Here is a 24534-nt window from a genome sequence, read left to right on the forward strand (position 1 = left end):
CCCGGCGGACCCCCGGGGGCCACCCGGCCCGCCCCCGAAGCGCCCTGCGCCGCCCTCACCTCCCTCACCGCCCCCGCCGCCCCACTCCGCCCCCGCCGCGCGGCGCGCGTCCTGCGCCGTCGGCGCCCCCGGGCGGCAGACTGGAACCCCGCCGACGATCACCGATTCGCCCAGGGTCACCCGGTAAGGGGTCGTCCCCCGTCGAGCCGGTGACGAAATCGCCTAGTGACAGGTCGGTCTTCAATCCGTAGGGTGCTGAATATGGATATGCAGACAGTCGTCCTCGGCACGTCCGGCACGACCCCGCAGGACGTCATCGACGTCGCCCGCCACGGCGCCCGCGTCGAGCTGTCGACCGAGGCCGTGCGCGCCCTCGCCGCCGCCCGGGACGTGATCGACGCGCTCGCCGCCAAGCCCGAACCCGTCTACGGGGTCTCCACCGGCTTCGGCGCGCTCGCCACCCGCCACATCAGCCAGGAGCTCCGCGCCCAGCTCCAGCGCAACATCGTCCGCTCGCACGCCGCCGGCATGGGCCCGCGCGTCGAGCGCGAGGTCGTGCGCGCGCTGATGTTCCTGCGGCTGAAGACCGTCGCCTCGGGCCACACCGGCGTCCGCCCCGAGGTCGCGCAGACCATGGCCGACGTCCTCAACGCCGGCATCACCCCGGTCGTGCACGAGTACGGCTCCCTCGGCTGCTCCGGCGACCTCGCCCCGCTCTCCCACTGCGCGCTCGCCCTGATGGGCGAAGGAGACGCCGAAGGCCCCGACGGCGTCCTGAAGCCCGCCGGCGAGCTCCTCGCCGCGCACGGCATCGCCCCCGTAGAGCTCAAGGAGAAGGAGGGCCTCGCCCTCCTCAACGGCACCGACGGCATGCTCGGCATGCTGGTCATGGCCCTCGCCGACCTCGACACCCTCTACAAGTCGGCCGACATCACCGCCGCGCTCTCCCTCGAAGCCCTCCTCGGCACCGAGAAGGTCCTCGAACCCGAGCTCCACGCCATCCGCCCGCACCCCGGCCAGGCCGCCGCCGCCGCCAACATGCTGGCCGTGCTCAAGGGCTCCGGCCTCACCGGCCACGCCCAGGCGGGCGAGGCCCCCCGCGTGCAGGACGCCTACTCGGTGCGCTGCGCCCCGCAGGTCGCCGGCGCCGGCCGCGACACGATGGCCCACGCCCGGCTCGTCGCCGAGCGCGAGCTCGCCGCCGCCGTCGACAACCCCGTCGTCCTCTCCGACGGCCGTGTCGCCTCCAACGGCAACTTCCACGGCGCCCCCGTCGCGTACGTCCTCGACTTCCTCGCGATCGCCGCCGCCGACCTCGGCTCGATCGCCGAGCGCCGCACCGACCGGCTCCTCGACAAGAACCGCTCGCACGGCCTGCCGCCGTTCCTCGCCGAGGACGCCGGCGTCGACTCGGGCCTGATGATCGCTCAGTACACGCAGGCCGCCCTGGTCAGCGAGATGAAGCGGCTCGCCGTCCCGGCCTCCGCCGACTCCATCCCGTCCTCCGCGATGCAGGAGGACCACGTCTCCATGGGCTGGTCCGCCGCCCGCAAGCTGCGCACCGCGATCGACAACCTCAACCGGATCATCGCGGTCGAGCTGTACGCGGCGACCCGGGGCATCGAGCTCCGTGAGGGTCTCACCCCGGCGCCCGCCTCCAAGGCGGCCATCGACGCGCTGCGCGCGGCCGGCGTCGAGGGTCCCGGCCCGGACCGCTTCCTCGCCCCCGACCTGGCGGCCGCCGACACCTTCGTCCGCGAGGGGAAGCTGCTCGCCGCGGTGGAGCCGGTCACCGGCCCGCTGGCGTAAGCACCGCACGAGGTACGCGACGAGGGCCCGCCCCCGGCTTCCGGGAGCGGGCCCTCCGTCACGTTCGGGGGCGTCGGTGTGTGCCCGTACGTGAGGGTGCCGCGTGCGCGAGCATCAAGAGGCGCGAGCCCCAGGAGGCGCGAGCCCCAGGAGGCGCGAGCCCCAGGAGGCGCGAGCCTCAGGAAGCGCGGCCCTGCCGGCGCATCGCCAGCGCCACGAATCCGGCACCGACGCCGAGGAATCCCGTCCCGCCGAGCAGATACGGCGTGGTGTCCAGGTTCCCGGTCTCCGCGAGGCGGTCGGTGAGTGCGGACGGGTCGTTCTGGGTCACCCCGACCCGTACCCCGCCCGGCTCGTCGGTGGCGTTGGCGGACGGCACGAACCACAGGGCACAGAGCAGCGTCCCCGCCGCGGTGGCGGTCAGGAGGGGGCGTCGGGCGGAGGACACGGAAATTTCGATCTCCCTTGCGGAAACCGCGCATTGGGTCGGTGCGTCGATGCTAATGAAAACAGCGGGTCGCGGGAAAGCCGGGAGCCCCCGGACCCTACGCTCCGACACATGAGCAATTCCGAGACAGCACGCTATGTACGGCTTCGCGTCGATGTCGTCCTGGAGGTCGACGGCCCGGCAGAGCTGACCGAGGCCGCCGAGCGCCGGATCGACACCGACGAGTTCATGCCGGAGGAGGAGCGCGTCCAGGCCCGCGCCGCCGCCCGCGAGGACAGCGCCGAGGCCCTCGCCCATCTCGTCGAGCCCTTCGACCTGATCCGCGACCTCCCCGGGATCGAGATGGTCCAGGCCTCCTGGAGCACCGAGGAGGTCGTGTACGACCCCGATGCCCTGGAGTGGGACCTGGGCGAGGAAGATGAGTACACCGAGGACACCGAGGACACCGAGGACACCGAAGACGGTGACCAGGGGGACGACGACCGGCCGTAGGGGCGAGAACCGGCCGCAAGGCCGGAAGACACCCTGATCACAGGCCCCGGGACGGCGTCCCGGGGCCTTTCGTACGGCTCCGGGAACCGGACGCACCACCCGTGCGTGTCGATCAGTGGCGTTCCCCACAAAGCGTCCGGTTCCGGAACCGGACGGGGTGTCATGGGTATGCAGGTAAGTGTTGGCAGGGAATCGGCGACGATGGAGATGCGTGTGATGACGGACGGCAAGCGCCGCAAGAGCCTGGCGGTCGCGGCCGCGGTGCTCGGCGGCGTATTGGTGCTCTCGGCGTGCAACGACGGCGACACGGGCGGCAGCGCCTCCGGTTCCGCGACGCCACCGTCACAGTCCCAGGTCGACGAGGCGGCGGAAGCGGCGAAGACGTCCAAGGCGCAGATCACCATCGCGCCCAAGACCGGCACGCAGAACGCGTCCATCAACAACGACGCCAAGGTCACCGTCGCCGAGGGCAAGCTCACCGACGTGACCATGACCTCCGCCGAGGGCGGCGCGGTCAAGGGCGAGATAGCGGCCGACGGCCTCAGCTGGAAGCCGACCGAGCAGCTCAAGCGCGCCACGGTCTACAAGATCGCGGCCACCGCCACGGACGCGGCCGGCCTGGAGGCGCACGAGAACTCCTCCTTCACGACGGTCTCGCAGGCCAACAGCTTCATCGGGAACTTCACCCCCGAGGACGGCTCGACCGTCGGCGTCGGCATGCCCGTCTCGGTCAACTTCAACAAGGCGATCACCGACAAGGCGGCCGTCCAGGGCGGCATCACCGTCACCTCCAGCTCCGGCCAGGAGGTCGTCGGGCACTGGTTCAACTCCCAGCGCCTCGACTTCCGCCCCGACGACTACTGGACCGAGGGCTCGACCGTCACGCTGAAGCTGGAACTCGACGGCGTCGAGGGCGCCGACGGCGTCTTCGGCGTCCAGCAGAAGACCGTCACCTTCAAGATCGGCCGCAACCAGGTCTCCACCGTCGACGTCGCCACCAAGACCATGACGGTCACCCAGGACGGCAAGACGATCAAGACCATCCCGATCTCCGCCGGCTCCCCGGAGAACCCGACCTACAACGGTCAGATGGTGATCTCCGAGAAGTTCAAGGAGACCCGGATGAACGGCGCGACGGTCGGCTTCACCGACGACGACGGCAAGGGCGAGTACGACATCAAGGACGTGCCGCACGCCATGCGTCTGTCGACGTCCGGCACCTTCATCCACGGCAACTACTGGGGCCCGGACTCGATCTTCGGCTCGGCCAACACCAGCCACGGCTGCGTCGGCCTGAACGACGCCAAGGGCGCCGGCGACCCGAACCAGCAGGCCGCCTGGCTCTTCGACCACTCGATCGTCGGTGACGTCGTGATCGTCAAGAACTCCAAGGACAAGACGATCGCCCCCGACAACGGCCTCAACGGCTGGAACCTGAGCTGGGCGGACTGGAAGGCCGGCTCGGCGGTCTGACCCCCCGCCGGCAGGCAGTAGGCAGTAGCCAGTAGGCGTACGGACGAGGCCCCCTCCACACGGAGGGGGCCTCGTCCCGTCTCTTCCCTGCTCCCGCACTACTCCCGTACGTCGGCGGGCTCGTCCACACCCCACTGCGCGAGCAGCCGCAGCGCGTCCGCCGAGGCCGACCCCGGCTCCGCGTGGTACGTCACGAGCACCAGGTCCGGATCGTCCCCGGCCACCTTCAGCGACTCGTACGACAGGGTCAACTCGCCCACCAGCGGATGCCGCAAGCGCTTCGTGCCGTGCCCCTTGTCGGTCACCGTGTGCGCCGCCCACAGCGAGCGGAACTCCTCGCTCTTCACCGACAGCTCGCCCACGAGCGCGAGCAGCTGCGGATCGTCCGGGTAGCAGCCCGCGTACAGCCGCAGCACGCTCACGACCTCGATCGCCTTGCACTCCCAGTCGATGTACAGGTCGCGCGCGTTCGGATCACGGAAGATCATCCGCGCCATGTTGCGCTCGTCCGGCTCCCACGCGGCGAAGTCGCCGAGCAGCGCCCGCGCCATCCGGTTCCAGGCCAGGATGTCGAGGCGGCGGCCCAGGACGAAGGCGGGCACCCCGTCCATCGAGTCGAGAAGGTGCGCGAGCCCCGGGCGGATCCGCTGCGGACGGGCGATCGCCGCCCGCTGCCGCTTCTTCACCGTCGGCTTCGCCAGATGCGTCAGATGCGCCCGCTCGGTGTCGCTCAGCCGCAGCGCCCGCGCGATCGCGTCCAGGACCTCCATGGAGACATTGCGCCCGTTGCCCTGTTCGAGCCGGGTGTAGTACGCCACCGACACGCCCGCCAGTTGCGCCAGCTCCTCCCGGCGCAGCCCGGGGACGCGCCGGTGCCGCCCGAACTCGGGCAGGCCCACGTCCTGCGGCTTCAGCCGGGCCCGCCGGGAGCGCAGGAATTCGCTGAGTTCGGCACTGAGGTCCACACGACGGTCCATACGACCCCATTATCGGCGCAGGGGCGGACGGACGGACGTCTGTTCCTGACCCTGCCAGTGGTAGGCACGCCGGTCGTAGGCAGAACAGGTGGCTGGGTGATGTCGTACGGCTCCGGCAGGCTTGCCACCATGACCACGCACGTTTCCGCATACGCCGCACCCGCCGCCAACGCCCCGCTGGAGCGCACCACCGTGCCGCGCCGCCCCGTCGGGGAGCACGACGTCCTCATCGAGATCAAGTACGCCGGCATCTGCCACTCCGACATCCACCAGGCGCGCGACGGCTGGGGCGAGGGCATCTTCCCGATGGTCCCCGGCCACGAGATCGCCGGAATCGTCACCGAGGTCGGCGCCGGGGTCACCCGGCACCAGGTGGGGGACCGGGTCGGCGTCGGCTGCTTCGTCGACTCCTGCCGGGAGTGCGCCTACTGCCGCCAGGGCCTGGAGCAGTACTGCACCCAGGGCATGACCGGCACGTACAACGCGCTCGACAAGAGCGGCGAGCCGACCTACGGCGGCTACTCCACCCACATCGTCGTCGACGAGAACTACACGCTGCGCATCCCCGAGGGCATCGCCCTCGACGAGGCCGCGCCGCTGCTCTGCGCGGGCATCACGCTCTACTCGCCGCTCGCCCACTGGCAGGCCGGCCCCGGCAAGAAGGTCGCGATCGTCGGCCTGGGCGGCCTCGGCCACATGGGCGTCAAGATCGCCCACGCGCTCGGCGCCGAGGTGACCGTGCTCAGCCAGTCGCTGAAGAAGCGGGAGGACGGCCTCAAGCTGGGCGCCGACCACTACTACGCGACGAGCGACCCGGAGACCTTCACCGCGCTCGCCGGCACCTTCGACCTGATCATCTCCACCGTCTCGGCGCCGCTGGACTTCAGCGCCTACCTGGGCCTGGTGAAGACGGACGGCGCCCTGATCAACGTCGGCGCCCCCGAGGAGCCCGTCGCGCTCAACCTCTTCTCCCTCATCGGCGGCCGCAAGACCCTCGCCGGCTCGATGATCGGCGGCATCGCCGAGACCCAGGAGATGCTCGACTTCTGCGCCGAGCACGGCCTGGGCGCCGAGATCGAGGTGATCGGCGCGGAGCAGATCAACGAGGCGTACGAGCGGGTCGTCGCGAGCGACGTCCGCTACCGCTTCGTGATCGACACGTCGACGATCTGACCCCCGGCGCCCCCCGCCCGGCGCTCCGGGGCATGACGTCAGGGGTAATCGACCTGTGCGCCATGCCCCGGCAGGCTGGTCCCATGACCGCATACGCGATGGCCAACCTGCACCCGAAGCCCGTCCTCGACGAGGAGGTCTTCACCTACATGGAGCGCATCCAGGCCACCCTGGACCCCTTCGGCGGCCGCTTCCTCGTCCACGGCGCCCCCGACCGCGAGGTCATGGAGGGCAGCTGGCCCGGCGCCGTCGTCCTCCTCGCCTTCCCGACGTACGAGAACGCCAGGGCCTGGTACGCCTCCGAGGCCTACCAGGCCCTCATCCCGCTCCGCGCCCGCCACATCCCCGGGGACATCCTCCTGATCGACGGCGTCCCCGAGAACTACGACCCGGCGACGACGGCGGCCCGGCTGCGCGGGGCGGCGAACGATCAGGCCCGGGCGCAGGAACAGGCCCAAGCCCAAGCCCGAACCCAGGCCCAAGCCCAGGCCTAGGCCTTCGCGACGCCGATCGGGCAGGAGACGCCCGTGCCGCCGATGCCGCAGTAGCCCGCCGGGTTCTTGTCCAGGTACTGCTGGTGATACGCCTCCGCAACATAGAACGGGCGCTCCCCGTCGGCCGGCAGGACGTGCGTGGTGATCTCGCCGTAGCCGGAGCCCGTCAGGACCTTCTGGTAGGCCTCGCGGGAGGCCTCGGCCGTCGCGGCCTGGGCCGGGGTGTGGGTGTAGACCGCCGAGCGGTACTGGGTGCCCACGTCGTTGCCCTGGCGGAAGCCCTGCGTCGGGTCGTGGGACTCCCAGAAGAGCTTGAGGAGCGACTCGTACGAGACCTTCGACGGGTCGAAGACGACCCGGACGGCCTCGGTGTGGCCGGTCAGGCCCGAGCACACCTCCTCGTACACCGGATTCGGCGTGTAGCCGCCCTGGTAGCCGACGAGGGTCGTCCAGACGCCCTCGGTCTGCCAGAACTTGCGCTCGGCGCCCCAGAAGCAGCCCAGCGCGAAGTCGGCGACCTCCAGGCCCTCCGGGTACGGCCCGAGGAGCGGGTTGCCGAGGACGGTGTGGCGCTCCGGGACGGAGAACTCCGGCTCGGGGCGGCCGCGCAGGGCCTGCTCGGGGGTGGGGAGGACGGGGGTGCGGGACAGGAACATGCGGCATCTCTCCTCGACGAGTCGGCAGTCCGCACAACAAGGGAGGGCCGGAAGGGATTCCCCTCCCGGCCCTCACCGGCGTCCCCGGCCCTCACCGGCGTCCCCGGCCCTCACTGGCGTCCGCCCGGGCCCGGGTGTCCGCCGCGCCCGCCTCAGCGCGGCAGCGTCACCGGCGAGCCGCCGTTCGACTCGTACCCCGCCACCGCCAGGTTCCGGAAGACCGTGTACTCCGCCGCCGGGTCCGCGCTCAGCGTCCACGGCACCGCGCCCACGTGTCCGTCGACCCGCACCAGCTGGTGCATGGCCTCCGCCCAGCGCTCCGACCGCACCAGGAACCAGACGAGCAGATGACGGACGTGCGCGAGCATCGGGTCGTCGGCCCGGGCCGAGTGGACCGCGTACAGCGCGCCCTCCACCGCCTTGCTCACCACGGCCGTACGGAAGAAGTCCTGCACGAGCACCACGTCCGGCACGTGCTCGTACACCGCGAACAGCGGCAGCGCCGCGAGCAGCGAGCCCCGCGGGGCGCGCGCCGCGGCCGTCGTCGCGAAGTGGTCGGCCTCCTGACGCGAACCGTGCCACTTCTCGCACCAGTAGTGCAGGGCCGCCAGATGCGCCCCCATGTGCTGCGGCGCCCGGTCGATCACCTTCGCCCACACCTGGTCGAACTGCTCGTGGCTGTAGCCGAGGCCGCGCGCCACGGCCAGCTGCGTGATGTACGGGACGGGGTCGCCGGGGGCTAGCAGCGCCGCCTCCTCGGTGACCTTCCGCGCCTCCTCCAGGATGATCCGGAAGTCGTCGGTGCCGGCGGCCGAGGAGCGCCACGCCTGCTGCACCAGGAACTCGGCGTGCACGGCCGCGCCGCCCGGGTCCTTCGGCGAGTCCGCCCGCCAGGCCCGCAGCCACGCCCCGCCCGCGCCGGGCTTCTCCTGGAGTTCGAGGGAGGCGGCGCCGGCGAAGGCCTGGACGCGCTGCCAGCGCGTCTCGCTCTCCTTGTCGGTGGTGGCGAGCAGCCGCGAGGCCGCCCGCCAGTCCTGGGTGGCCTGGACGACGTCGAGGACGTGGAGGAGCTCGTCGTCGGCGCCCGGCAGCCGCACGTCCTGTTCCTCCTGGCGCATGAAGCCGTACGCCTCCGGGTCCGCCGCGTCCGGCGCGCCGGGCGCGACCTGCCGGATGCCGCCGCCCCGGCGGCGCAGCAGGTAGGGGCCGAGGATGCCGAACAGCAGCCCCAGCGCGATCAGGAACCAGAGAATGTCCATGTGTCCATTGTCCAGGACACCCGCTGAGACGATCGAGGCGCCGGGGGGTGGTCGGCACTACGCTCCTGACCATGAGCGACCAGCACTCTCACCAGAGCTTCGAGACCCGCGCGATCCACGCGGGCAACACCGCCGACCCGCTGACCGGCGCGGTCGTCCCGCCCATCTACCAGGTGTCCACCTACAAGCAGGACGGCGTGGGCGGGCTGCGCGGCGGTTACGAGTACAGCCGCAGTGCCAACCCGACCCGTACCGCGCTTGAGGAGAACCTGGCGGCCCTGGAGGGCGGCCGGCGCGGTCTCGCCTTCGCCTCGGGCCTGGCCGCCGAGGACTGCCTGCTCCGCACGCTCCTCGCGCCCGGCGACCACGTGGTCATCCCGAACGACGCCTACGGCGGCACCTTCCGGCTCTTCGCCAAGGTCGTGCAGCGCTGGGGCGTGGACTTCTCGGTGGCGAACACCTCCGACATCGCCTCGGTGCGGGCCGCCGTCAACGACCGTACGAAGCTGATCTGGGTCGAGACCCCGTCGAACCCGCTTCTCGGCATCACCGACATCGAGGCGATCGCGGGCGTCGCCCGCCAGGCAGGCGTGAAGCTCGTCGTCGACAACACCTTCGCCTCGCCCTACCTCCAGCAGCCGCTGGCGCTCGGCGCGGACGTCGTCGTGCACTCGCTCACCAAGTACATGGGCGGGCACTCGGACGTCGTCGGCGGCGCCCTGGTGACGGCCGACGAGGCGCTCGGCGAGGAGCTCGCCTACCACCAGAACGCGATGGGCGCGGTCGCCGGGCCCTTCGACTCGTGGATCGTGCTGCGCGGCATCAAGACCCTCGCGGTGCGCATGGACCGGCACAGCGAGAACGCGACGAAGATCGTCGAGATGCTGACCCAGCACCCGAAGGTCGTCCAGGTCCTCTACCCGGGTCTGCCGGAGCACCCGGGCCACGAGGTCGCGGCCAAGCAGATGCGCTCCTTCGGCGGCATGATCTCGTTCCGCGTGGAGGGCGGCGAGGAGGCGGCGGTCGAGGTCTGCAACCGCGCGCAGCTCTTCACCCTCGGTGAGTCGCTGGGCGGCGTCGAGTCCCTCATCGAGCACCCGGGCCGCATGACGCACGCGAGCGTCGCCGGCTCCGCCCTGGAGGTGCCGGCCGACCTGGTCCGGCTGTCCGTGGGCATCGAGAACGTCGAGGACCTTCTGGCGGACCTCCGCCAGGCCCTGGGCTAGCCGGTGCGGAGGGCCCGGGCTTCCGTGGGGGCCCGGGCCCTTCCTCGCTCAGGTCCCGGGCAGCGGGTCCTTCATGGAGGCCCGGATCTCCTCGCGGAGTTCGGGTGTGTCCGTGTGCTCGTGCACGTCGACCGCGTGCGCGGTGGCGGCCCGAAGAACCTCGTCCTCCTCGCCCGAAATGTAGAGCGAACAGCCGGAGACGCTCGGGGTGTCCCGGCAGTCGGTTGCTTTCCTGGCCATGGCGACCTCCAGTCGGCCCCTTCTCCAGGCTAGGCCGGTCTTCACCACCCTTCGAGCGGTGGCGTCGTCGCCGCGGGCGGGACCTCCCACGGCCGTTCCACCGAGGCCCACACCGTGAACGCGAGCGCGGCGAGGACGAACAGCCCCCACAGCACCCGGCGCGCCACCCGTTCCCGGCGGGCCCGCCGGGACCCGCGCGACACGGCCCGTACGGCGAGGTCCGCCGGAACCGGCGGGTGCGGGGTGTCGAGGAGCCGCCGGACCGCCGCCTCCTTGTCCTCGTGCCGGGTCACGCGGCGGTCTCCCGGCCGGGGCCGGAGCCGCCTTCCCGGCCGGCGCCCGAATCGATCTCCGGACCGGCGCCCGGGCCGACCTCCCGACCGCCGCCCGGGGTGGCTCCCCGCCGTGCGGCCCCCTGCCGCGCGGCGGCCCGCAGCGCGGCGACCGAGCGGGCGCAGACGGCGCGGACGCGTGCCTCGGAAAGCCCGAGCAGGGCCGCGACCTGCTCCTCGGCCACCCCCTCGTACAGCCGCAGGACGACGACGAGCCGCTCCTGGGGGCCCAGCGCGGCCAGCGGACCCTGCCCGCCGTGGTGCCGCCAGGCGGTGCGGCCGAAGCGGGCGGCGAGATCGCGGCGGGCCAGGTCGTACGGGTCCTCGTCGGGCGACCGCGTCCACACCGCGTACGTATGGGCAAGGGAGGCGGTCAGCAGGGCCCTGGCATGGGGGTTGGCGGTACGGGACTCGGCGGTGAGCAGGGTCGCCGCATGCAGCAGCCGCCCCGCCGCCCCGGCCACGAACGCCTCGAACTCCCGGGTGCGGCGGGCCTGTTCACCGCCAGGTCCGATCCGATGCTCGCGCACCCCCTCATAGGAGGGCAGCGGGCGGCGGGGGTCAAGAGGTCGGCGCGGACTCCGTCGCCGAACCCCCGGAGGTGGTGCCCGGGTGGCCCGCGTGCGCCGACTGCCGTGCGGACAGGGCGGTGTTGAAGCGCGTGAGCAGGGTGCAGAAGGACTCGCGCTCGGTCTGCGTCCAGCCGTCCGTCACCTCGGCCATCAGCTGGCGGCGCGAGGAGCGGACCTCCTCCAGGCGGGCGAGGCCGCGCGGCGACAGCTGGAGCACGACCGCGCGCCCGTCCTCGGGGTGCGAGGTGCGCTTGACCAGGCCGGTGTCCACGAGCGGGGCGACCTGGCGCGTGACCGTGGAGGAGTCGATGCCCATGCCCGCGGCGAGCGCCTTCACGCCCATCGGGCCTTCCTGGTCCAGCCGGTTGAGAAGGAGGTAGGCGGCGCGGTCCATGGAGTTGCGGAGCTGCCCCGTGCCGCCGAGGCGCGTCTGCTCGGCCCGGCGCGCGAAGACGGCCACCTGGTGCTGGAGGGCATCGAGGAGACCGGGGTCGAGCTCAGTCGTCATGTCCTGAGATGTGGGCATGGCTGTGGGTCTCTCTCGTGCGGGGGTGGTCGGTTGGTGGGGGACAGAGTACGCGGCCCGCAGGGGGTCCGTACCGGGGCTTCGCAAACCCGGTTCGACGCCTGCCCGCCGAGCGGCCACGAGGCCGGTGAGCTGCGAGACTTGCTGTCATGAGCTTCCGTACGCGAGACCCCTTGCACGGCCTGATGCTGGACGATGTGCGCGGTGCGCAGAAGATGCTGTCCGGGGTGGCCCGGGTGACCGCGATAGAGGGCAGCCGCCACCTGTCGTCGCTGGTGGGGGCGCCGGTCCACTTCAAGTGCGAGAACCTCCAGCGGACCGGTTCGTTCAAACTGCGCGGGGCCTACGTGCGGATCGCCGGGCTGCGGCCCGAGGAGCGGGCGGCCGGGGTCGTCGCCGCCTCGGCGGGCAACCACGCGCAGGGTGTCGCGCTCGCCTCGCAACTGCTCGGTGTGCGCGCGACGGTCTTCATGCCGGTCGGCGCCCCGCTGCCGAAGGTCGCGGCCACCCGGGAGTACGGCGCCGATGTCCGGCTGCACGGCCACGTCGTCGACCAGACGCTGGCGGCGGCGGAGGAGTACGCGCGGGAGACGGGCGCGGTCTTCATCCACCCCTTCGACCACCCCGACGTCATCGCGGGCCAGGGCACGGTCGGCCTGGAGATCCTGGAGCAGTGCCCGGAGGTGCGCACCGTCCTCGTGGGCGTCGGCGGCGGCGGTCTGGCGGCCGGCGTGGGGCTCGCGGTGAAGTCGCTGCGCCCCGACGTGAAGGTGATCGGCGTGCAGGCGGAGGGCGCGGCGGCCTATCCGCCCTCGCTGGCCGCCGGGCATCCGGTGGTGATCGAGTCGCCGGTGACGATGGCGGACGGGATCAAGGTGGGGCGTCCGGGCGACGTCCCGTTCGCGCTGGTCCAGGAGTACGTGGACGAGGTCCGTACCGTCTCCGAGGACGAGCTGTCCTCGGCGCTGCTGCTCTGCCTGGAGCGGGCGAAGCTGCTCGTCGAACCGGCGGGGGCGAGCCCGGTGGCGGCCCTCCTCGGCGACCCGAAGGCCTTCCGGGGCCCGGTCGTGGCGATCCTTTCGGGCGGGAACGTCGACCCGCTGCTCCTCCAGCGGATCCTGCGGCACGGCATGGCGGCCGGGGGCCGCTATCTGAGCCTGCGGCTGCGGGTGACGGACCGGCCGGGGGCGCTCGCGACCCTGCTCGCGGTGCTCACGGTGGTCGACGCGAACGTCCTCGACGTGAGCCACGTGCGGACGGATCCCCGTCTGGGGCTCACGGAGGCGGAGGTCGAGCTGCACCTGGAGACGAAGGGCCCGGAGCACTGCCGGGAGGTCGGGGACGCGCTGCGGGACGCGGGGTACACGGTCCTGGGCTGAGCGGGCCGAGGCAGGTACGCGGCCCGGTCCCGAGGCAGGTACGCAGTCCGGTCCCGAGGCGCGGTGCGCGGTCCGGTCCCGAGGCAAGGTACACGGCCAGGGCCCGAGGCGTACGGGCTTCCGAAAACCCCGGAAAACAAGGCGCGGGGGCCAAGATCCTGCCCTAAACTCGGACGGAAACGCCCGAAATCTCCCCAGGTGAACTCCAGGAGAAGCCTTATGCCAGGCGCGATCTACGCCGAGGGTCTGGTGAAGACCTTCGGTGACGTACGAGCTCTGGACGGCGTCGACCTCGACGTACCCGAGGGCACGGTCCTGGGCCTGCTCGGCCCCAACGGTGCCGGGAAGACCACCGCCGTGCGCGTGCTGACGACCCTCCTCCAGCCCGACAGCGGACGGGCCCTCGTCGCCGGAGTCGACGTCCTGAAGCATCCCGAGGAGGTCCGCCGCTCGATCGGCCTCTCCGGCCAGTTCGCCGCCGTCGACGAGTACCTCACCGGCCGCGAGAACCTCCAGATGGTCGGTCAGCTCTACCAGATGAAGGCGAAGGCGGCGAAGGTACGGGCCGACGAACTCCTCGACCGGTTCAACCTCGCCGACGCCGCCGACCGCACCGCCAAGACGTACTCCGGCGGTATGCGCCGGCGCCTCGACCTCGCGGCGGCCCTGGTCGTCTCCCCGCCGGTCATGTTCATGGACGAGCCGACCACCGGCCTCGACCCCCGCAACCGGCAGGCGCTGTGGGAGGTCATCAAGGAGCTCGTCGCGGGGGGTACCACCCTGCTCCTCACCACCCAGTACCTGGAGGAGGCCGACCACCTCGCCCACGACATCTGCGTCGTCGACCAGGGCAAGGTCATCGCGCGCGGCACCTCCGACCAGCTGAAGGCCCAGACGGGCGGCGAGCGCGTCGAAGTCGTCGTCCACGAGCCGGAGATGATCGCGGGCGCCCGTGACGTCCTCGCCCGCTACGGCATCGCGGGCCTCGGCCACGGCGAGGTCTCCGTGGAGGACCACACCCGCATGCTGACCGTCCCGGTCTCCGGCGGCGCCAAACTGCTCGCCGAGGTCATCCGCGACCTGGACGCCGTCGGCGTCGAGATCGACGACATCGGCCTGCGCCGCCCCACCCTCGACGACGTCTTCATCTCCCTGACCGGCCACGCGGCCGCGCTGACGGAGGAGGAGAACGGCGTACCGGCACAGCAGGGCGGCGGCCCCGCCCGCAAGCAGGCGAAGGAGGCGGACCGATGAGCACCATGAACGACTCCCTCGTCATCGCCCGACGGAACCTGATCCGCATGACCAGGATTCCCGAGATGATCCTTTTCGGGCTGATCCAGCCGGTGATGTTCGTGATCCTCTTCACGTACGTCTTCGGCGGCTCCATGAGCATCGGCGGCAGCACCGATCCGGACGTCTACAAGAACTTCCTGATGGCGGGCATCTTCGCGCAGACGGTCACCTTCGCCACGGCCGGCGCGGGCGCGGGCATCGCCGACGACATGCACAAGGGCCTCATCGACCGCTTCCGCTCCCTGCCGATGGCCCGGGGCGCGGTCCTCACCGGCCGTACCCTCGCCGACCTCGTCCAGACCGCGCTGACCCTGCTGGTCCTCGCGATCGTCGCGCTCCTCATCGGCTGGCGCCCGGGGTACGCGGAGCCGACCAACTTCGGCAGGGTCATGGCCGGCTTCGGCCTGCTCCTCCTCCTCGGTTACGCCTTCACCTGGATCGGCGCCCTCATCGGCCTCTCGGTCCGCACCCCGGAGGCGGCGACGTCCGGCGGCCTGATCTGGCTCTTCCCGGTCACGTTCATCTCGAACGCCTTCGTGGACTCCAGCCAGATGCCGTCCTGGCTCCAGCCCATCGCGGAGTGGAACCCCTTCAGCGCCACCGTCCAGGCCTGCCGCAAGCTCTTCGGCGACCCGGGCCTGTCCCCGTCGGACGCCTGGCCGATGCAGTACCCGATCTGGGCGTCGCTGATCTACTCGGTCCTGATCGTCATCATCTTCCGCACGCTCTCGGTACGGAAGTACCGACGGGCGGACGGCTGACGGCACACGGCACCGATCACGGCAGATAGCCGGAGACGACGAGGCCGTCGGGGAGGGTGACGAAGACCGCCCCTCCGGCGGCCAGCGCGTCTCCGGACGCCTGTGGATTGAAGTCGTCCGGGAGCTCCGCGTAGAACTCCCCGTGGTCGTTCTCGTTCGCGGGACCGGACACGGCGTAGGACCGGATCTCGGCCTTCCCCACGGTCAGGACCCGATCGCCCACGAAGTAGATGTCGTCCGTCGCCTCCCGGAACACCGGGGCCGCCGCCCGCCACCGCTCCCGTCCGTCGGCCAGGTCGTACAGGACGAGACTCCCGCCCTCGTCCACGGCCACCAGACCGTCGGCGCGGACCGTGGGCCTGGCCGAAACCGCGGTGCCCAGGGTCCGCCGCAGCTTCAGCGTCGCCGCGTCGAGCACCGCCACGGACCCGGTGCCCGTGCAGAGCACGCTGCCGCTCTCCTCGTGCACGGTGAACTCCTGGCAGCCCTCCTCCCCGCGCGCCGCCTCCTTGCCCGTACGGGCGTCCAGGGCCACCGGCACGATGCCGAGCGGTACGAAGACCCGCCCGGCCGCCGCGACCGGCTGCTCCGGCAGGGCGTCGAGCGGGGTCCGCCACAGCTCCTTGCCGTCGGCGAGGTGCACGGCGGTGACCAGGCCGGTCCGCTCGTCCCGCATGTTGACGTACGTGGAGTAGAGGACCCCGTCCAACAGGTCGGTGCCCTTCACGGCCCAGTCGGCCCCAGGCCCCGGGACACGGCTCCGCTCCTTGCCGTCGAGGACTCCGTACGCGACGACCCCGTCCGGCCCCGTCACGTACGCGGTGTCGCCGACGACCGCCGGGTACTGGGCTCCGCTGCGCAGCCCCTCGCCCCGCCCCGGCACCTTCCACAGCTCCTTGCCGTCCGCCGCGTTCAGGCCGGTCACCGCGCCGCCGGAGCCGGGGCAGACCAGGACCTTCGGGGAGAGCGCGCAGGGGCCGACGCCCGCCTCCACCTCGGCCATCCAGGGCGACCAGCCACTCGGGCGGTACGCGCGGTCCGTGCCGGCCTTGCCGAAGTCGTTGGTGCGGCCGGTCCCGCCGTACGGCAGGACGACCTGGCTCAGGGTCTGTGGACCCGGGCTCCCCGACGCGCCGGGCACCGCACTCGCGCTCGGCGCCCCCGCGGCCCCACCGCCGGACCCGCCGGAGCCGTCGGCCCGGTTCAGCAGCACCACACCCACCGTCGCGAGCACGGCCACGGCCACAGTTCCCGCCACGACCGCGCCCCACGGCCGCCGGCGCGGCTCCACGGGAGCGGCTGTCGGCGTCACCGGCCGGTCCGTCACGGCGGTGGGGGAGTACGGAACGACCGGGCCGAGCGTCGGCAGATCGGCCACGCCCGCACCCGACGAGGCCGCCTCCCCGACGCTCCGCGCCGCCTCCCCGTACTCGGCGAGCAGCGACAGCACCCCACCGGGCCACGGGAAGACCTCGGGCGCACCACCGCCCCCGCCGCCGAGGAGCGACGCCAGCTCCCCGGCCGAGGGCCGCTCCGCCGGGTCGAGCCGCAGACAGCGCTCCACCACCGGCCGCAACTCCTCCGGCACCCCGGACAGTTCGGCGTCGGCCCGGGTGATCCGGTAGATCACCGCGGCCATCTCCTCGTCGTGGAACGGCCCCTGGCCGCTCGCCGCGTACGCGAGGACCGCGCCCAGACAGAACACGTCCGACGCGGGCACCACCGCCCGGCTCCCGACCAGGTGCTCCGGCGACATGAACCCGGGGGAGCCGATGACCAGCCCGGTCGAGGTCAGCGCCGTCGCCTCGAAGGCCTGGGCGATGCCGAAGTCGATCAGTTTCGGCCCGGCCGCGCCGAGCAGGACGTTGGCGGGCTTGAGGTCCCGGTGCAGCACCTTCACCCCGTGTACGGCCGCCAGCGCCGTGGCGAGCGCGACCCCCAGGGCCCGTACGGCCGCGACCGGCAGCGCCCCCGACCGCGCCACGGCCTCCGCGAGCGAGGGCCCCGGCACGTACTCCGTCGCCAGCCACGGCGAGGGCGCGTCGGCATCGGCGTCCACGAGCCGCGCCACGCCCGGCCCGTCCACGGTCCGCGCCGCCGCGATCTCCCGCCGGAAACGGGTCCGGAAGTCCCCGTCGACCTCCAGGTCCTCCCGCACGGTCTTCACCGCGACCATCCGGTGCGGATCGGCCGTCGGCGCGTCGGCCCGGCAGGCGAGGTGCACCTCGCCCATGCCGCCCGCGCCGAGCCGGGCGAGCAGCCGGTAGGGCCCGATGAGCCGCGCGGGCTGCCCCGGGGGCAGAGCTTCCAGCACCGAACAGGTCCTTTCAGAAGGTCACTTGGGGAGTTCGACGGAGGAGACGACGCCCTTGTCGAACACGACGTACGCGATTCCGCCCAGTGGCAGGACCTCCGGCTGCCGGATCTGCTTGAAGACCGAGATGCCGGTGGCCAGATCGAACTCCTCCTCCGGCGCGCGCGGCCCCGGAGCCCCGGGCACGGGTGTCACCGTGAGCCCGCCCGGTTTGCCGTCGGTGCCGATCCGGACGGTGTGGAGAGAGGAGTAGTCGGCGTACACGACCCGGTCGCCGGCGAGCAGCGGCGACGACCAGCTCTGGCTGAGCCCGGCGGGCACGGCCTTGGCCGGGAAGGAGGTGAGCGTCTTCCCGGTGCGCGGGTCGAGGATCCGCAGGCCCTTGTCGAAGGTCACGACGGAGTGCGGACCGACTGCCGTGGGGCTGGCCGAGCCGAGCGCGCCGGGCAGCGAGGCCTTCGAGGCGAGAGTGCGGGCGTCGAGCAGGTGCAGCGAGGTGTCGGTGTCGTCGCCGGACCCGGCGCCGGCGCAGTACGCCGACGTGGCGAGCACCTTGAGCTCGCGGCATGCCTTGGCGTCTGGGGCGGCCTGTCCGAGGAGGGTTCCCTTGCTGCCGTCGTACGCCACGAGCCCGCCCTGACTGAGGGCGTAGACGATCCCCTTCGCGTAGGCCACCGGCTCGTACGCCTTGCTGTCGGCGTGGGAGATGTCGCCGTTGGAGAGACCGTGTGACCAGAGTTGCCGGCCGTCGGCCAGGGAGAAAGCCGTCAGGGCGACCAGGCTTCCGGTGCTGTCCTCCGCGAGTTCCGTCGCGGCGAAGACGATTCCGTCGGCGACGAGGGGCCGGGTGTCCCAGAAGTTCTGCGGTCCCAGGGCCGGTTTCTCCCAGCGCACCACTCCCGTGTGCGCGTCGCGGACCTGGAGCGAGTACCCGGTGACGAGGACCACGGTCCCGTCGTGGACCGTGGGACGTGTGGCGGCCCCGCCCACGAAGGGTCGCCCGCTGGGGCTGATGTAGGTCTCGCCCGGGGTGTCCTTCGCGCGCGGCACATCCCACAGCTTCTTCCCGCTCGCCGGGTCCAGCGCCTCATACCGCCCGTCCGTCGTCCGGCACACCAGCACCTTCTCGCCGGCCGAGCAGCCGAACGCGGCCGCCGTCAGCTTCGACGTCCACGGCTTCCAGCCGGCCGGCCGCTGGGCGGCGTTCTGCGGGACGACCCCCGAGGCGTCGGCGAGGCCCCGGTCGTCCACGCCCGGGATGCGGGGCGCGGCGGGCGGGGCGGCCTTCGGCGGGGCCTGCTGCTTCTTCGCCTCGCCCTCCGGCCACAGCAGGTACGTACCCACACCACCGGCCACGACCGCGAGCGCCAGGACGGCGGCGAGCAGCCGCCCCCGGCGCCCGCGCGAGGGCGCGGCGCCCGGCGGGGCCGGGATCGGCGAGACCGGCGCCTGCGTCGGTACGGAGTGCAGCCCCGGCACCGCAGGGGTGACCACGGGCCCCCGGGGACCGGCCGCCGGGGCCACCTCCAGGAGCGGCCCGCCCGAGGCCACGAGCTGGGCGAGCTCCGTCCCGTACTCGCCGATGTGGTCCCGTACGCCCTCCGTCCACGGGAAGCGACTCCCCGCGTCCGCGCCGAGCAGCTCCGCGAGCTCGCCCGGCGTGGGCCGGTCCGCCGGGTCCAGGGCCAGGCAGGCGGCGACGACCTCGCGCAGCTCCTCCGGCACCCGGCTCAGATCGGCCTCGGCCTGCGAGACCCGGTACAGGACGGCGGCGAGCGGCCCGTCGCCGAAGGGGTCCTCGCCGGTCGCCGCGTAACAGAGGAGCGACCCGAGGCAGAAGACGTCGGAGGCGGCGGTCACGCGCCGGGCGCCCGCCACGTGCTCGGGCGACATGAAGGAGGGCGTGCCGACCATCACGCCGGTGGCGGTCATGGTGGTGGCGGTGCTGCTGCGGGCGATGCCGAAGTCGATGAGCCGGGGGCCGTCGACGGAGAGCATGACGTTGCCGGGCTTGAGGTCCCGGTGCAGGACCCCGGCCCCGTGCAGGTCGGCGAGGGCGCGGGCGATCCCGGCGCCGACCGCGCGCACGGTGGCGACGGGCAGCGCTCCGCCGCGCCGCACGGCCTGGGAGAGGCTGGGCCCGGGGACGTACGCGGTGGCCAGCCAGGGCACCTCGGCGTCGGCGTCGCCGCCGACGGGCGCGGCGGCGTACGGGCTGGCGACGAGCGCGGCGACCCGGATCTCGCGCCGGAAACGGTCCCGGAAGGCGGGATCGCCCGCGATGTCGCGCCGGACGGTCTTCACGGCGACGAAGACGCCGTCCTCCGCGCCGGTACCGGTGCCGCGCCCGAGGAAGACCTCGCCCATGCCGCCGGCGCCGAGCCGGGCCAGCACCTCGTACGGTCCGATCTGCCGTGGCGAGCCCTCGCGCAGCGGTCCCAGCACCTCGTCCACCCCCTTGTGACGCGTCGTCAGAGCCGCATCATTGCATGTGCATGCAAGGCAAAGGGCCGGACCCCCGAGGGGTCCGGCCCTTCACGCGGAGGCGCGGAAGACGGCGGCTCAGCCGGTGTACGGCTTGGCGCTGAGGATCTTCACCGTGGCCTTCTTGCCGTTCGGCAGCTCGTACTCGGCGTCGTCACCGGCCTTCTTGCCGTTGACACCGACACCGAGCGGCGACTGCGGAGAGTAGATCTCGATGTCACCGCTCGCGTACTCGCGGGAGGCGAGCAGGAAGGTCAGCGTGTCGTCCGGGTCGCCGTCGAACGCGATCGTGACGACCATGCCGGGCTCGACGACGCCGTCGTCCGCCGGGGCCTCGCCGACCTTGGCGTGCTCGAGCAGCTGGGTGAGCTGGCGGACCCGGAGCTCCTGCTTGCCCTGCTCCTCCTTGGCCGCGTGGTACCCGCCGTTCTCGCGCAGATCGCCCTCTTCACGTGCGGCGGCGATCTTGGTGGCGATCTCGGTACGCGCGGGACCAGACAGGTACTCAAGCTCTCCCTTGAGCTTGTCGTACGCCTCCTGGGTGAGCCAGGTGACGTTGTCGCTGGTCTGGGTCACAGGTGCTCCTCGTAGGTACTGGGAATACAAAGCATCGCCCTACACGGGCAGCAGGCGCTTTCCGGGTGGGCGAAACCACGAGCCTAACAATGAGTGGCGAAAAGCGGGAGGACATAGCCATCAAAGATGGCGTCACCCCAGGTCACGGTCGCGACCCGCCGGGACTCGTCACCCGGTCCCTACCCACCGCTACCGGGCCGTACACCCCACGAGCTCGGCACTGGTGGCGAGGGCGGTCGTACGGAGCTTGAAGACGCTGTCGACCCGGCCGGCGGGGTCGTCGATCCGGACGTCCTTGCGGGCCACCTCGGTGCCGTCCTCGGCGCGGGAGCGCAGCGTGCAGACGCCCTCGACGCCCTCGTCCTTGCGGATCTCCAGGTGCACCTGCACCTCGGTGGGGCCGACCACGTCGAACTTGATCATCTCGGCGCTGATCCTGCTGTCGACGACGTAGTGCCAGCCGAACCAGCCCATCAGGCCGAGGAAGAGGACCCCGAGTACCGCTCCGGTGACCCTGAGCTTGCGGTCGGCCCGCTCGTCCGCCGAGCGCCCGTAGCGCCCCTCGGGCAGCTGCTCGCGCACCGCGCTCATGGTGGATCCTCTCGAAGCCGGGGGTGGCGGAATTTTCACTCCCCCGATTCCGTCACTATAGAAGCCTCCCTCCGCGTCGAATCACTGAGGATCGAGTCTTGACTGAGCAGCTGCGACTGATGGCCGTTCACGCCCACCCCGACGACGAGTCGAGCAAGGGTGCGGCCACGATGGCCAAGTACGTGTCCGAGGGGGTGGACGTCATCGTGGTGACGTGCACGGGCGGCGAGCGCGGCTCGGTCCTCAACCCCCGGCTTCAGGGTGACCCCTACATCGAGGCGAACATCCACGAGGTGCGCCGCAAGGAGATGGACGAGGCCCGCGAGATCCTCGGCGTCTCCCAGGAGTGGCTGGGATTCGTCGACTCGGGCCTGCCCGAGGGCGACCCGCTGCCCCCGCTCCCCGAGGGCTGCTTCGCCCTGGAGGACGTGGACACGGCCGCCGGAGAGCTGGTCCGCAAGATCCGCTCCTTCCGTCCGCAGGTCATCACGACCTACGACGAGAACGGCGGCTACCCACACCCCGACCACATCATGACCCACAAGATCACGATGGTGGCCTTCGACGGCGCGACGGATGCCGAGAAGTACCCGGAGGCCGAGTTCGGCCCGGTCTGGCAGCCCCTGAAGCTCTACTACAACCAGGGCTTCAACCGTCCCCGCACCACCGCCCTTCACGAGGCGCTCCTCGCCCGCGGCCTTGAGTCCCCCTACGGGGAGTGGCTGGAGCGCTGGTCGGAGTTCGAGCGCAAGGAGCGGACGCTGACCACCTTCGTGCCCTGCGCCGACTTCTTCGAGACCCGCGACAAGGCCCTGATCGCCCACCGCACCCAGATCGACCCCGACGGCGGCTGGTTCCGGGTCCCGATGGAGATCCAGAAGGAGGTCTGGCCGACGGAGGAGTACGAGCTCAGCAAGGCGCTGGTCCCGACCTCCCTCCCCGAGGAAGATCTCTTCGCGGGCATCCGCGACAATGCCTGATATGAGCGCACACCTGGCACTGACCCAGCTTGTCCCCTTCGCCGCCGAAGAGCTGGACAAGAACAAGGTGACCCCCGGCGTCCTCGGCTTCGTCGTCTTCGCGGTCCTGGCCCTCGCGGTCTGGCAGCTGATGAAGTCGATGAACCGCCACATGGGCAAGGTCTCCTTCGAGGAGGCCCCGGACCCGGACGCCACCCCGGACACCCCGGCGGCCAAGGCCGCCGCGACCAGGAAGTAGCCGAAGCAGGCGAAGCAGCCGAAGCAGGCGGAAGACGACCGGAAGGCTGCCGGAAGGCGGCCGGACCGGCGGTCACGCGGCGCCCCGACGGCCCGTACCCCCGTGGTGCGGGCCGTCTGCGGCAGGATGGGCCCCATGGCGAACCGACTGGCCCATGAGACCTCTCCGTACCTCCTTCAGCACGCCGACAACCCGGTCGACTGGTGGCCCTGGTCGGCCGAGGCCTTCGAGGAGGCCCGCCGCCGCGACGTCCCGGTGCTGCTCAGCGTCGGCTACAGCTCCTGCCACTGGTGCCACGTGATGGCGCACGAGTCCTTCGAGGACGACGCCACCGCCGCCCTGGTCAACGAGCACTTCGTCGCGGTGAAGGTCGACCGCGAGGAGCGCCCCGACGTCGACGCCGTCTACATGGAGGCCGTCCAGGCCGCCACCGGCCAGGGCGGCTGGCCGATGACCGTCTTCCTCACCCCGGACGCCGCCCCCTTCTACTTCGGCACGTACTTCCCGCCCGAGCCCCGCCACGGCATGCCCTCCTTCCCCGACGTCCTGGAAGGCGTCCGGGACGCCTGGGCCGACCGCCGCGACGAGGTCGGCGAGGTCGCCGACCGGATCGTCAAGGACCTCGCGGGCCGCTCCCTCGCCTACGGCGGCGACGGCGTCCCCGGCCAGGAGGAGCTCGCGCAGGCGCTCCTCGGCCTCGTCCGCGAGTACGACGCCACCCGCGGCGGCTTCGGCGGCGCCCCCAAGTTCCCGCCGTCGATGTCCCTGGAGTTCCTCCTCCGCCACCACGCCCGCACGGGCTCCGAGGGCGCCCTCCAGATGGCCGCCGACACCTGCGAGGCCATGGCCCGCGGCGGCATCTACGACCAGCTCGGCGGCGGCTTCGCCCGCTACGCAGTCAACCGCGCCTGGGTCGTGCCCCACTTCGAGAAGATGCTGTACGACAACGCCCTGCTGTGCCGCGTCTACGCCCACCTGTGGAAGGCCACCGGCAGCGACCTGGCCCGCCGGGTCGCCCTGGAGACCGCCGACTTCATGGTCCGCGAGCTGCGCACCCCCGAGGGCGGCTTCGCCTCGGCCCTCGACGCCGACAGCGACGACGGGACGGGCAAGCACGTCGAGGGCGCCTACTACGCCTGGACCCCGGAGCAGCTCGCCGCCGTCCTCGGCGAGGAGGACGCCGCCCTCGCCGCCGCCCACTACGGCGTCACCGAGGACGGCACCTTCGAGCACGGCAGCTCGGTCCTCCAGCTCCCGCAGGAAGCCGGAGTCGCCGACGCCGACCGCATCGCCTCGATCGCGGCCCGCCTCCTCGCCGCCCGCGAGGAGCGCGAGCGCCCCGGCCGCGACGACAAGATCGTCGCCGCCTGGAACGGCCTCGCGATCGCCGCCCTCGCCGAGACCGGGGCGCTCCTCGACCGCCCCGACCTCGTCGAGCGCGCGACCGAGGCCGCCGACCTGCTCGTACGGGTCCACATGGACGAGTCGGCCCGGCTCACCCGTACGTCCAAGGACGGCCGGGCCGGCACCAACGCGGGGGTCCTGGAGGACTACGCCGACGTCGCCGAGGGCTTCCTCGCCCTCGCCGCCGTCACCGGCGAGGGCGCCTGGCTCGAGTTCGCCGGCTTCCTCCTGGACATCGTCCTCGACCGCTTCACCGGCGAGGGCGGCGCGCTCTACGACACCGCCCACGACGCCGAGGCCCTCATCCGCCGCCCCCAGGACCCCACCGACAACGCCACCCCCTCGGGGTGGACCGCCGCCGCCGGCGCGCTCCTCTCGTACGCCGCCCACACCGGCTCCGAGGCCCACCGCGCCGCCGCCGAGGGAGCCCTCGGCGTCGTCAAGGCCCTCGGCCCGCGCGCGCCCCGCTTCATCGGCTGGGGCCTGGCGGTCGCCGAGGCCCTCCTCGACGGGCCCCGCGAGATCGCCGTCGTGGGCGCCCCCGGCGACGCCGCCTTCCAGGAGCTGCGCCGTACCGCGCTCCTGGCCACCGCCCCCGGAGCGGTGCTCGCCTTCGGTGCCTCCGACAGCGAGGAGTTCCCGCTCCTGGGGGACCGGCCGCTGGTGGGCGGCGGGGCCGCCGCGTACGTCTGCCGTCACTTCGTGTGCGCGGCCCCGGTCACCGACCCGGGCGAGCTCGCGGAGCAGCTCCGGGGCTGAGACCCGGGTGGAACGGGGACGGCCCCGTCACCCCTCCGAGGAGGGGCGGCGGGGCCGCCGTCGCCGAGCGTCGTC

The 24534-nt window shown here is 72.4% G+C and carries 24 protein-coding genes; 12 read left to right on the forward strand and 12 right to left on the reverse strand.

What is annotated here, in order from left to right:
* The first annotated feature begins 267 nt into the window (after nucleotides 1-267).
* Nucleotides 268-1809, forward strand: a complete 1542-nt coding sequence (gene hutH / locus OG361_RS25190; protein WP_384563323.1) for a histidine ammonia-lyase — start codon at nucleotides 268-270, stop codon at nucleotides 1807-1809.
* A 178-nt stretch (nucleotides 1810-1987) separates the two neighbouring features.
* Here the strand turns inward: hutH and OG361_RS25195 are convergent, their stop codons facing one another.
* On the reverse strand, nucleotides 1988-2257 hold the full coding sequence (locus tag OG361_RS25195; RefSeq protein ID WP_405857008.1) for a hypothetical protein: 270 nt from the start codon (nucleotides 2255-2257) through the stop codon (nucleotides 1988-1990).
* Nucleotides 2258-2368: 111 nt separating this feature from the next.
* Between OG361_RS25195 and OG361_RS25200 the strand changes: the two genes are divergently transcribed.
* The gene (locus OG361_RS25200) at nucleotides 2369-2749 is read left to right on the forward strand and encodes a hypothetical protein (RefSeq protein ID WP_405857009.1); all 381 of its coding nucleotides are present in this window, start codon (nucleotides 2369-2371) and stop codon (nucleotides 2747-2749) included.
* Between the two features lie 201 nt (nucleotides 2750-2950).
* On the forward strand, nucleotides 2951-4222 hold the full coding sequence (locus tag OG361_RS25205; RefSeq protein ID WP_405857011.1) for an Ig-like domain-containing protein: 1272 nt from the start codon (nucleotides 2951-2953) through the stop codon (nucleotides 4220-4222).
* Between the two features lie 98 nt (nucleotides 4223-4320).
* Here the strand turns inward: OG361_RS25205 and OG361_RS25210 are convergent, their stop codons facing one another.
* The gene (locus OG361_RS25210; protein ID WP_405857013.1) at nucleotides 4321-5199 is read right to left on the reverse strand and encodes a helix-turn-helix domain-containing protein; all 879 of its coding nucleotides are present in this window, start codon (nucleotides 5197-5199) and stop codon (nucleotides 4321-4323) included.
* A gap of 129 nt (nucleotides 5200-5328) precedes the next feature.
* Between OG361_RS25210 and OG361_RS25215 the strand changes: the two genes are divergently transcribed.
* Both OG361_RS25215 and OG361_RS25220 read left to right on the forward strand, forming a co-directional pair.
* Nucleotides 5329-6372, forward strand: coding sequence for an NAD(P)-dependent alcohol dehydrogenase (locus OG361_RS25215; protein ID WP_405857015.1), 1044 nt, complete (start codon nucleotides 5329-5331; stop codon nucleotides 6370-6372).
* 83 nt (nucleotides 6373-6455) lie between these two features.
* Nucleotides 6456-6866 (forward strand): DUF1330 domain-containing protein, encoded by a 411-nt coding sequence (locus OG361_RS25220; RefSeq protein ID WP_405857017.1) that lies wholly within the window; start codon nucleotides 6456-6458, stop codon nucleotides 6864-6866.
* On the opposite strand, the gene msrA is transcribed toward OG361_RS25220, so the two are convergent.
* Complete coding sequence (gene msrA, locus OG361_RS25225; protein ID WP_405857019.1) at nucleotides 6863-7522, reverse strand: peptide-methionine (S)-S-oxide reductase MsrA; 660 nt, start codon at nucleotides 7520-7522, stop codon at nucleotides 6863-6865. The two genes, OG361_RS25220 and msrA, sit on opposite strands and share 4 nt — an antisense overlap.
* A 152-nt stretch (nucleotides 7523-7674) precedes the next feature.
* Entirely contained in the window at nucleotides 7675-8781 is a 1107-nt protein-coding gene (locus tag OG361_RS25230) for a hypothetical protein (protein WP_405857021.1), read from the reverse strand.
* A 71-nt stretch (nucleotides 8782-8852) separates the two neighbouring features.
* Here OG361_RS25230 and OG361_RS25235 point away from each other — a divergent pair, with 71 nt between their 5' ends.
* The gene (locus OG361_RS25235; RefSeq protein ID WP_384563098.1) at nucleotides 8853-10007 is read left to right on the forward strand and encodes a cystathionine gamma-synthase; all 1155 of its coding nucleotides are present in this window, start codon (nucleotides 8853-8855) and stop codon (nucleotides 10005-10007) included.
* Between the two features lie 48 nt (nucleotides 10008-10055).
* Here OG361_RS25235 and OG361_RS25240 read toward each other — a convergent pair whose 3' ends face one another.
* From OG361_RS25240 to OG361_RS25255, 4 genes are read right to left on the reverse strand one after another with little or no spacing between them, the layout of a single operon-like run.
* On the reverse strand, nucleotides 10056-10247 hold the full coding sequence (locus tag OG361_RS25240) for a DUF1059 domain-containing protein (RefSeq protein WP_405857023.1): 192 nt from the start codon (nucleotides 10245-10247) through the stop codon (nucleotides 10056-10058).
* 41 nt (nucleotides 10248-10288) lie between these two features.
* Nucleotides 10289-10540: a hypothetical protein gene (locus tag OG361_RS25245; protein ID WP_405857025.1), complete on the reverse strand. Its 252-nt coding sequence runs from the start codon at nucleotides 10538-10540 to the stop codon at nucleotides 10289-10291.
* Nucleotides 10537-11109 carry a sigma factor-like helix-turn-helix DNA-binding protein gene (locus OG361_RS25250; protein WP_405857026.1) on the reverse strand — a complete coding sequence of 191 codons (573 nt, stop codon included), beginning with the start codon at nucleotides 11107-11109 and terminating at the stop codon, nucleotides 10537-10539. Before OG361_RS25250 ends, OG361_RS25245 begins: the two co-directional genes overlap by 4 nt.
* A 31-nt stretch (nucleotides 11110-11140) precedes the next feature.
* Nucleotides 11141-11677, reverse strand: coding sequence for a MarR family winged helix-turn-helix transcriptional regulator (locus OG361_RS25255; protein ID WP_405857028.1), 537 nt, complete (start codon nucleotides 11675-11677; stop codon nucleotides 11141-11143).
* 149 nt (nucleotides 11678-11826) lie between these two features.
* Here OG361_RS25255 and ilvA point away from each other — a divergent pair, with 149 nt between their 5' ends.
* The 3 genes from ilvA to OG361_RS25270 all read left to right on the forward strand — a co-directional run bounded on the left by ilvA (nucleotide 11827) and on the right by OG361_RS25270 (nucleotide 15113).
* Nucleotides 11827-13056, forward strand: coding sequence for a threonine ammonia-lyase (gene ilvA, locus OG361_RS25260; protein ID WP_405857030.1), 1230 nt, complete (start codon nucleotides 11827-11829; stop codon nucleotides 13054-13056).
* 219 nt (nucleotides 13057-13275) lie between these two features.
* Nucleotides 13276-14310 (forward strand): ATP-binding cassette domain-containing protein, encoded by a 1035-nt coding sequence (locus OG361_RS25265; protein WP_405857032.1) that lies wholly within the window; start codon nucleotides 13276-13278, stop codon nucleotides 14308-14310.
* Complete coding sequence (locus OG361_RS25270) at nucleotides 14307-15113, forward strand: ABC transporter permease (RefSeq protein WP_405857034.1); 807 nt, start codon at nucleotides 14307-14309, stop codon at nucleotides 15111-15113. The genes OG361_RS25265 and OG361_RS25270 overlap by 4 nt, the downstream gene beginning before the upstream one ends.
* 16 nt (nucleotides 15114-15129) lie before the next feature.
* Here OG361_RS25270 and OG361_RS25275 read toward each other — a convergent pair whose 3' ends face one another.
* The 4 genes from OG361_RS25275 to OG361_RS25290 all read right to left on the reverse strand — a co-directional run bounded on the left by OG361_RS25275 (nucleotide 15130) and on the right by OG361_RS25290 (nucleotide 21078).
* Nucleotides 15130-17427, reverse strand: coding sequence for a protein kinase domain-containing protein (locus OG361_RS25275; RefSeq protein ID WP_405857036.1), 2298 nt, complete (start codon nucleotides 17425-17427; stop codon nucleotides 15130-15132).
* Between the two features lie 21 nt (nucleotides 17428-17448).
* Complete coding sequence (locus OG361_RS25280) at nucleotides 17449-19881, reverse strand: protein kinase domain-containing protein (protein ID WP_405857038.1); 2433 nt, start codon at nucleotides 19879-19881, stop codon at nucleotides 17449-17451.
* Between the two features lie 108 nt (nucleotides 19882-19989).
* The gene (gene greA / locus OG361_RS25285; RefSeq protein WP_405857040.1) at nucleotides 19990-20487 is read right to left on the reverse strand and encodes a transcription elongation factor GreA; all 498 of its coding nucleotides are present in this window, start codon (nucleotides 20485-20487) and stop codon (nucleotides 19990-19992) included.
* A 189-nt stretch (nucleotides 20488-20676) separates the two neighbouring features.
* A complete protein-coding gene (locus tag OG361_RS25290; RefSeq protein ID WP_405857042.1) occupies nucleotides 20677-21078 on the reverse strand; it encodes a DUF4307 domain-containing protein in 402 nt (133 codons plus the stop codon).
* Nucleotides 21079-21176: 98 nt separating this feature from the next.
* Here OG361_RS25290 and mca point away from each other — a divergent pair, with 98 nt between their 5' ends.
* From mca to OG361_RS25305, 3 genes are all read left to right on the forward strand, one after another.
* Nucleotides 21177-22058 (forward strand): mycothiol conjugate amidase Mca, encoded by an 882-nt coding sequence (mca, locus tag OG361_RS25295; protein ID WP_384563063.1) that lies wholly within the window; start codon nucleotides 21177-21179, stop codon nucleotides 22056-22058.
* Nucleotides 22051-22296, forward strand: a complete 246-nt coding sequence (locus tag OG361_RS25300) for a hypothetical protein (RefSeq protein ID WP_405857045.1) — start codon at nucleotides 22051-22053, stop codon at nucleotides 22294-22296. The genes mca and OG361_RS25300 overlap by 8 nt, the downstream gene beginning before the upstream one ends.
* A 135-nt stretch (nucleotides 22297-22431) precedes the next feature.
* A complete protein-coding gene (locus OG361_RS25305; protein ID WP_405857047.1) occupies nucleotides 22432-24459 on the forward strand; it encodes a thioredoxin domain-containing protein in 2028 nt (675 codons plus the stop codon).
* Nucleotides 24460-24534 lie beyond the last annotated feature (75 nt).

Origin of the sequence: Streptomyces sp. NBC_00090, from assembly GCF_045160815.1 — a bacterium.
In the GTDB taxonomy this organism is placed as follows: Bacteria; Actinomycetota; Actinomycetes; order Streptomycetales; family Streptomycetaceae; genus Streptomyces.

Bases quoted from the DNA above. Each gene is read 5' to 3' on its own strand.
- OG361_RS25235 (WP_384563098.1), top strand. From the start codon at position 8,853: ATGAGCGACCAGCACTCTCACCAGAGCTTCGAGACCCGCGCGATCCAC.
- OG361_RS25290 (WP_405857042.1), bottom strand. From the start codon at position 21,078: ATGAGCGCGGTGCGCGAGCAGCTGCCCGAGGGGCGCTACGGGCGCTCG.
- OG361_RS25200 (WP_405857009.1), top strand. From the start codon at position 2,369: ATGAGCAATTCCGAGACAGCACGCTATGTACGGCTTCGCGTCGATGTC.
- OG361_RS25230 (WP_405857021.1), bottom strand. From the start codon at position 8,781: ATGGACATTCTCTGGTTCCTGATCGCGCTGGGGCTGCTGTTCGGCATC.
- OG361_RS25255 (WP_405857028.1), bottom strand. From the start codon at position 11,677: ATGCCCACATCTCAGGACATGACGACTGAGCTCGACCCCGGTCTCCTC.
- OG361_RS25240 (WP_405857023.1), bottom strand. From the start codon at position 10,247: ATGGCCAGGAAAGCAACCGACTGCCGGGACACCCCGAGCGTCTCCGGC.
- msrA (WP_405857019.1), bottom strand. From the start codon at position 7,522: ATGTTCCTGTCCCGCACCCCCGTCCTCCCCACCCCCGAGCAGGCCCTG.
- OG361_RS25220 (WP_405857017.1), top strand. From the start codon at position 6,456: ATGACCGCATACGCGATGGCCAACCTGCACCCGAAGCCCGTCCTCGAC.
- OG361_RS25305 (WP_405857047.1), top strand. From the start codon at position 22,432: ATGGCGAACCGACTGGCCCATGAGACCTCTCCGTACCTCCTTCAGCAC.
- OG361_RS25270 (WP_405857034.1), top strand. From the start codon at position 14,307: ATGAGCACCATGAACGACTCCCTCGTCATCGCCCGACGGAACCTGATC.
- OG361_RS25300 (WP_405857045.1), top strand. From the start codon at position 22,051: ATGCCTGATATGAGCGCACACCTGGCACTGACCCAGCTTGTCCCCTTC.
- OG361_RS25265 (WP_405857032.1), top strand. From the start codon at position 13,276: ATGCCAGGCGCGATCTACGCCGAGGGTCTGGTGAAGACCTTCGGTGAC.
- hutH (WP_384563323.1), top strand. From the start codon at position 268: ATGCAGACAGTCGTCCTCGGCACGTCCGGCACGACCCCGCAGGACGTC.
- OG361_RS25210 (WP_405857013.1), bottom strand. From the start codon at position 5,199: ATGGACCGTCGTGTGGACCTCAGTGCCGAACTCAGCGAATTCCTGCGC.
- OG361_RS25205 (WP_405857011.1), top strand. From the start codon at position 2,951: ATGGAGATGCGTGTGATGACGGACGGCAAGCGCCGCAAGAGCCTGGCG.
- ilvA (WP_405857030.1), top strand. From the start codon at position 11,827: ATGAGCTTCCGTACGCGAGACCCCTTGCACGGCCTGATGCTGGACGAT.
- OG361_RS25215 (WP_405857015.1), top strand. From the start codon at position 5,329: ATGACCACGCACGTTTCCGCATACGCCGCACCCGCCGCCAACGCCCCG.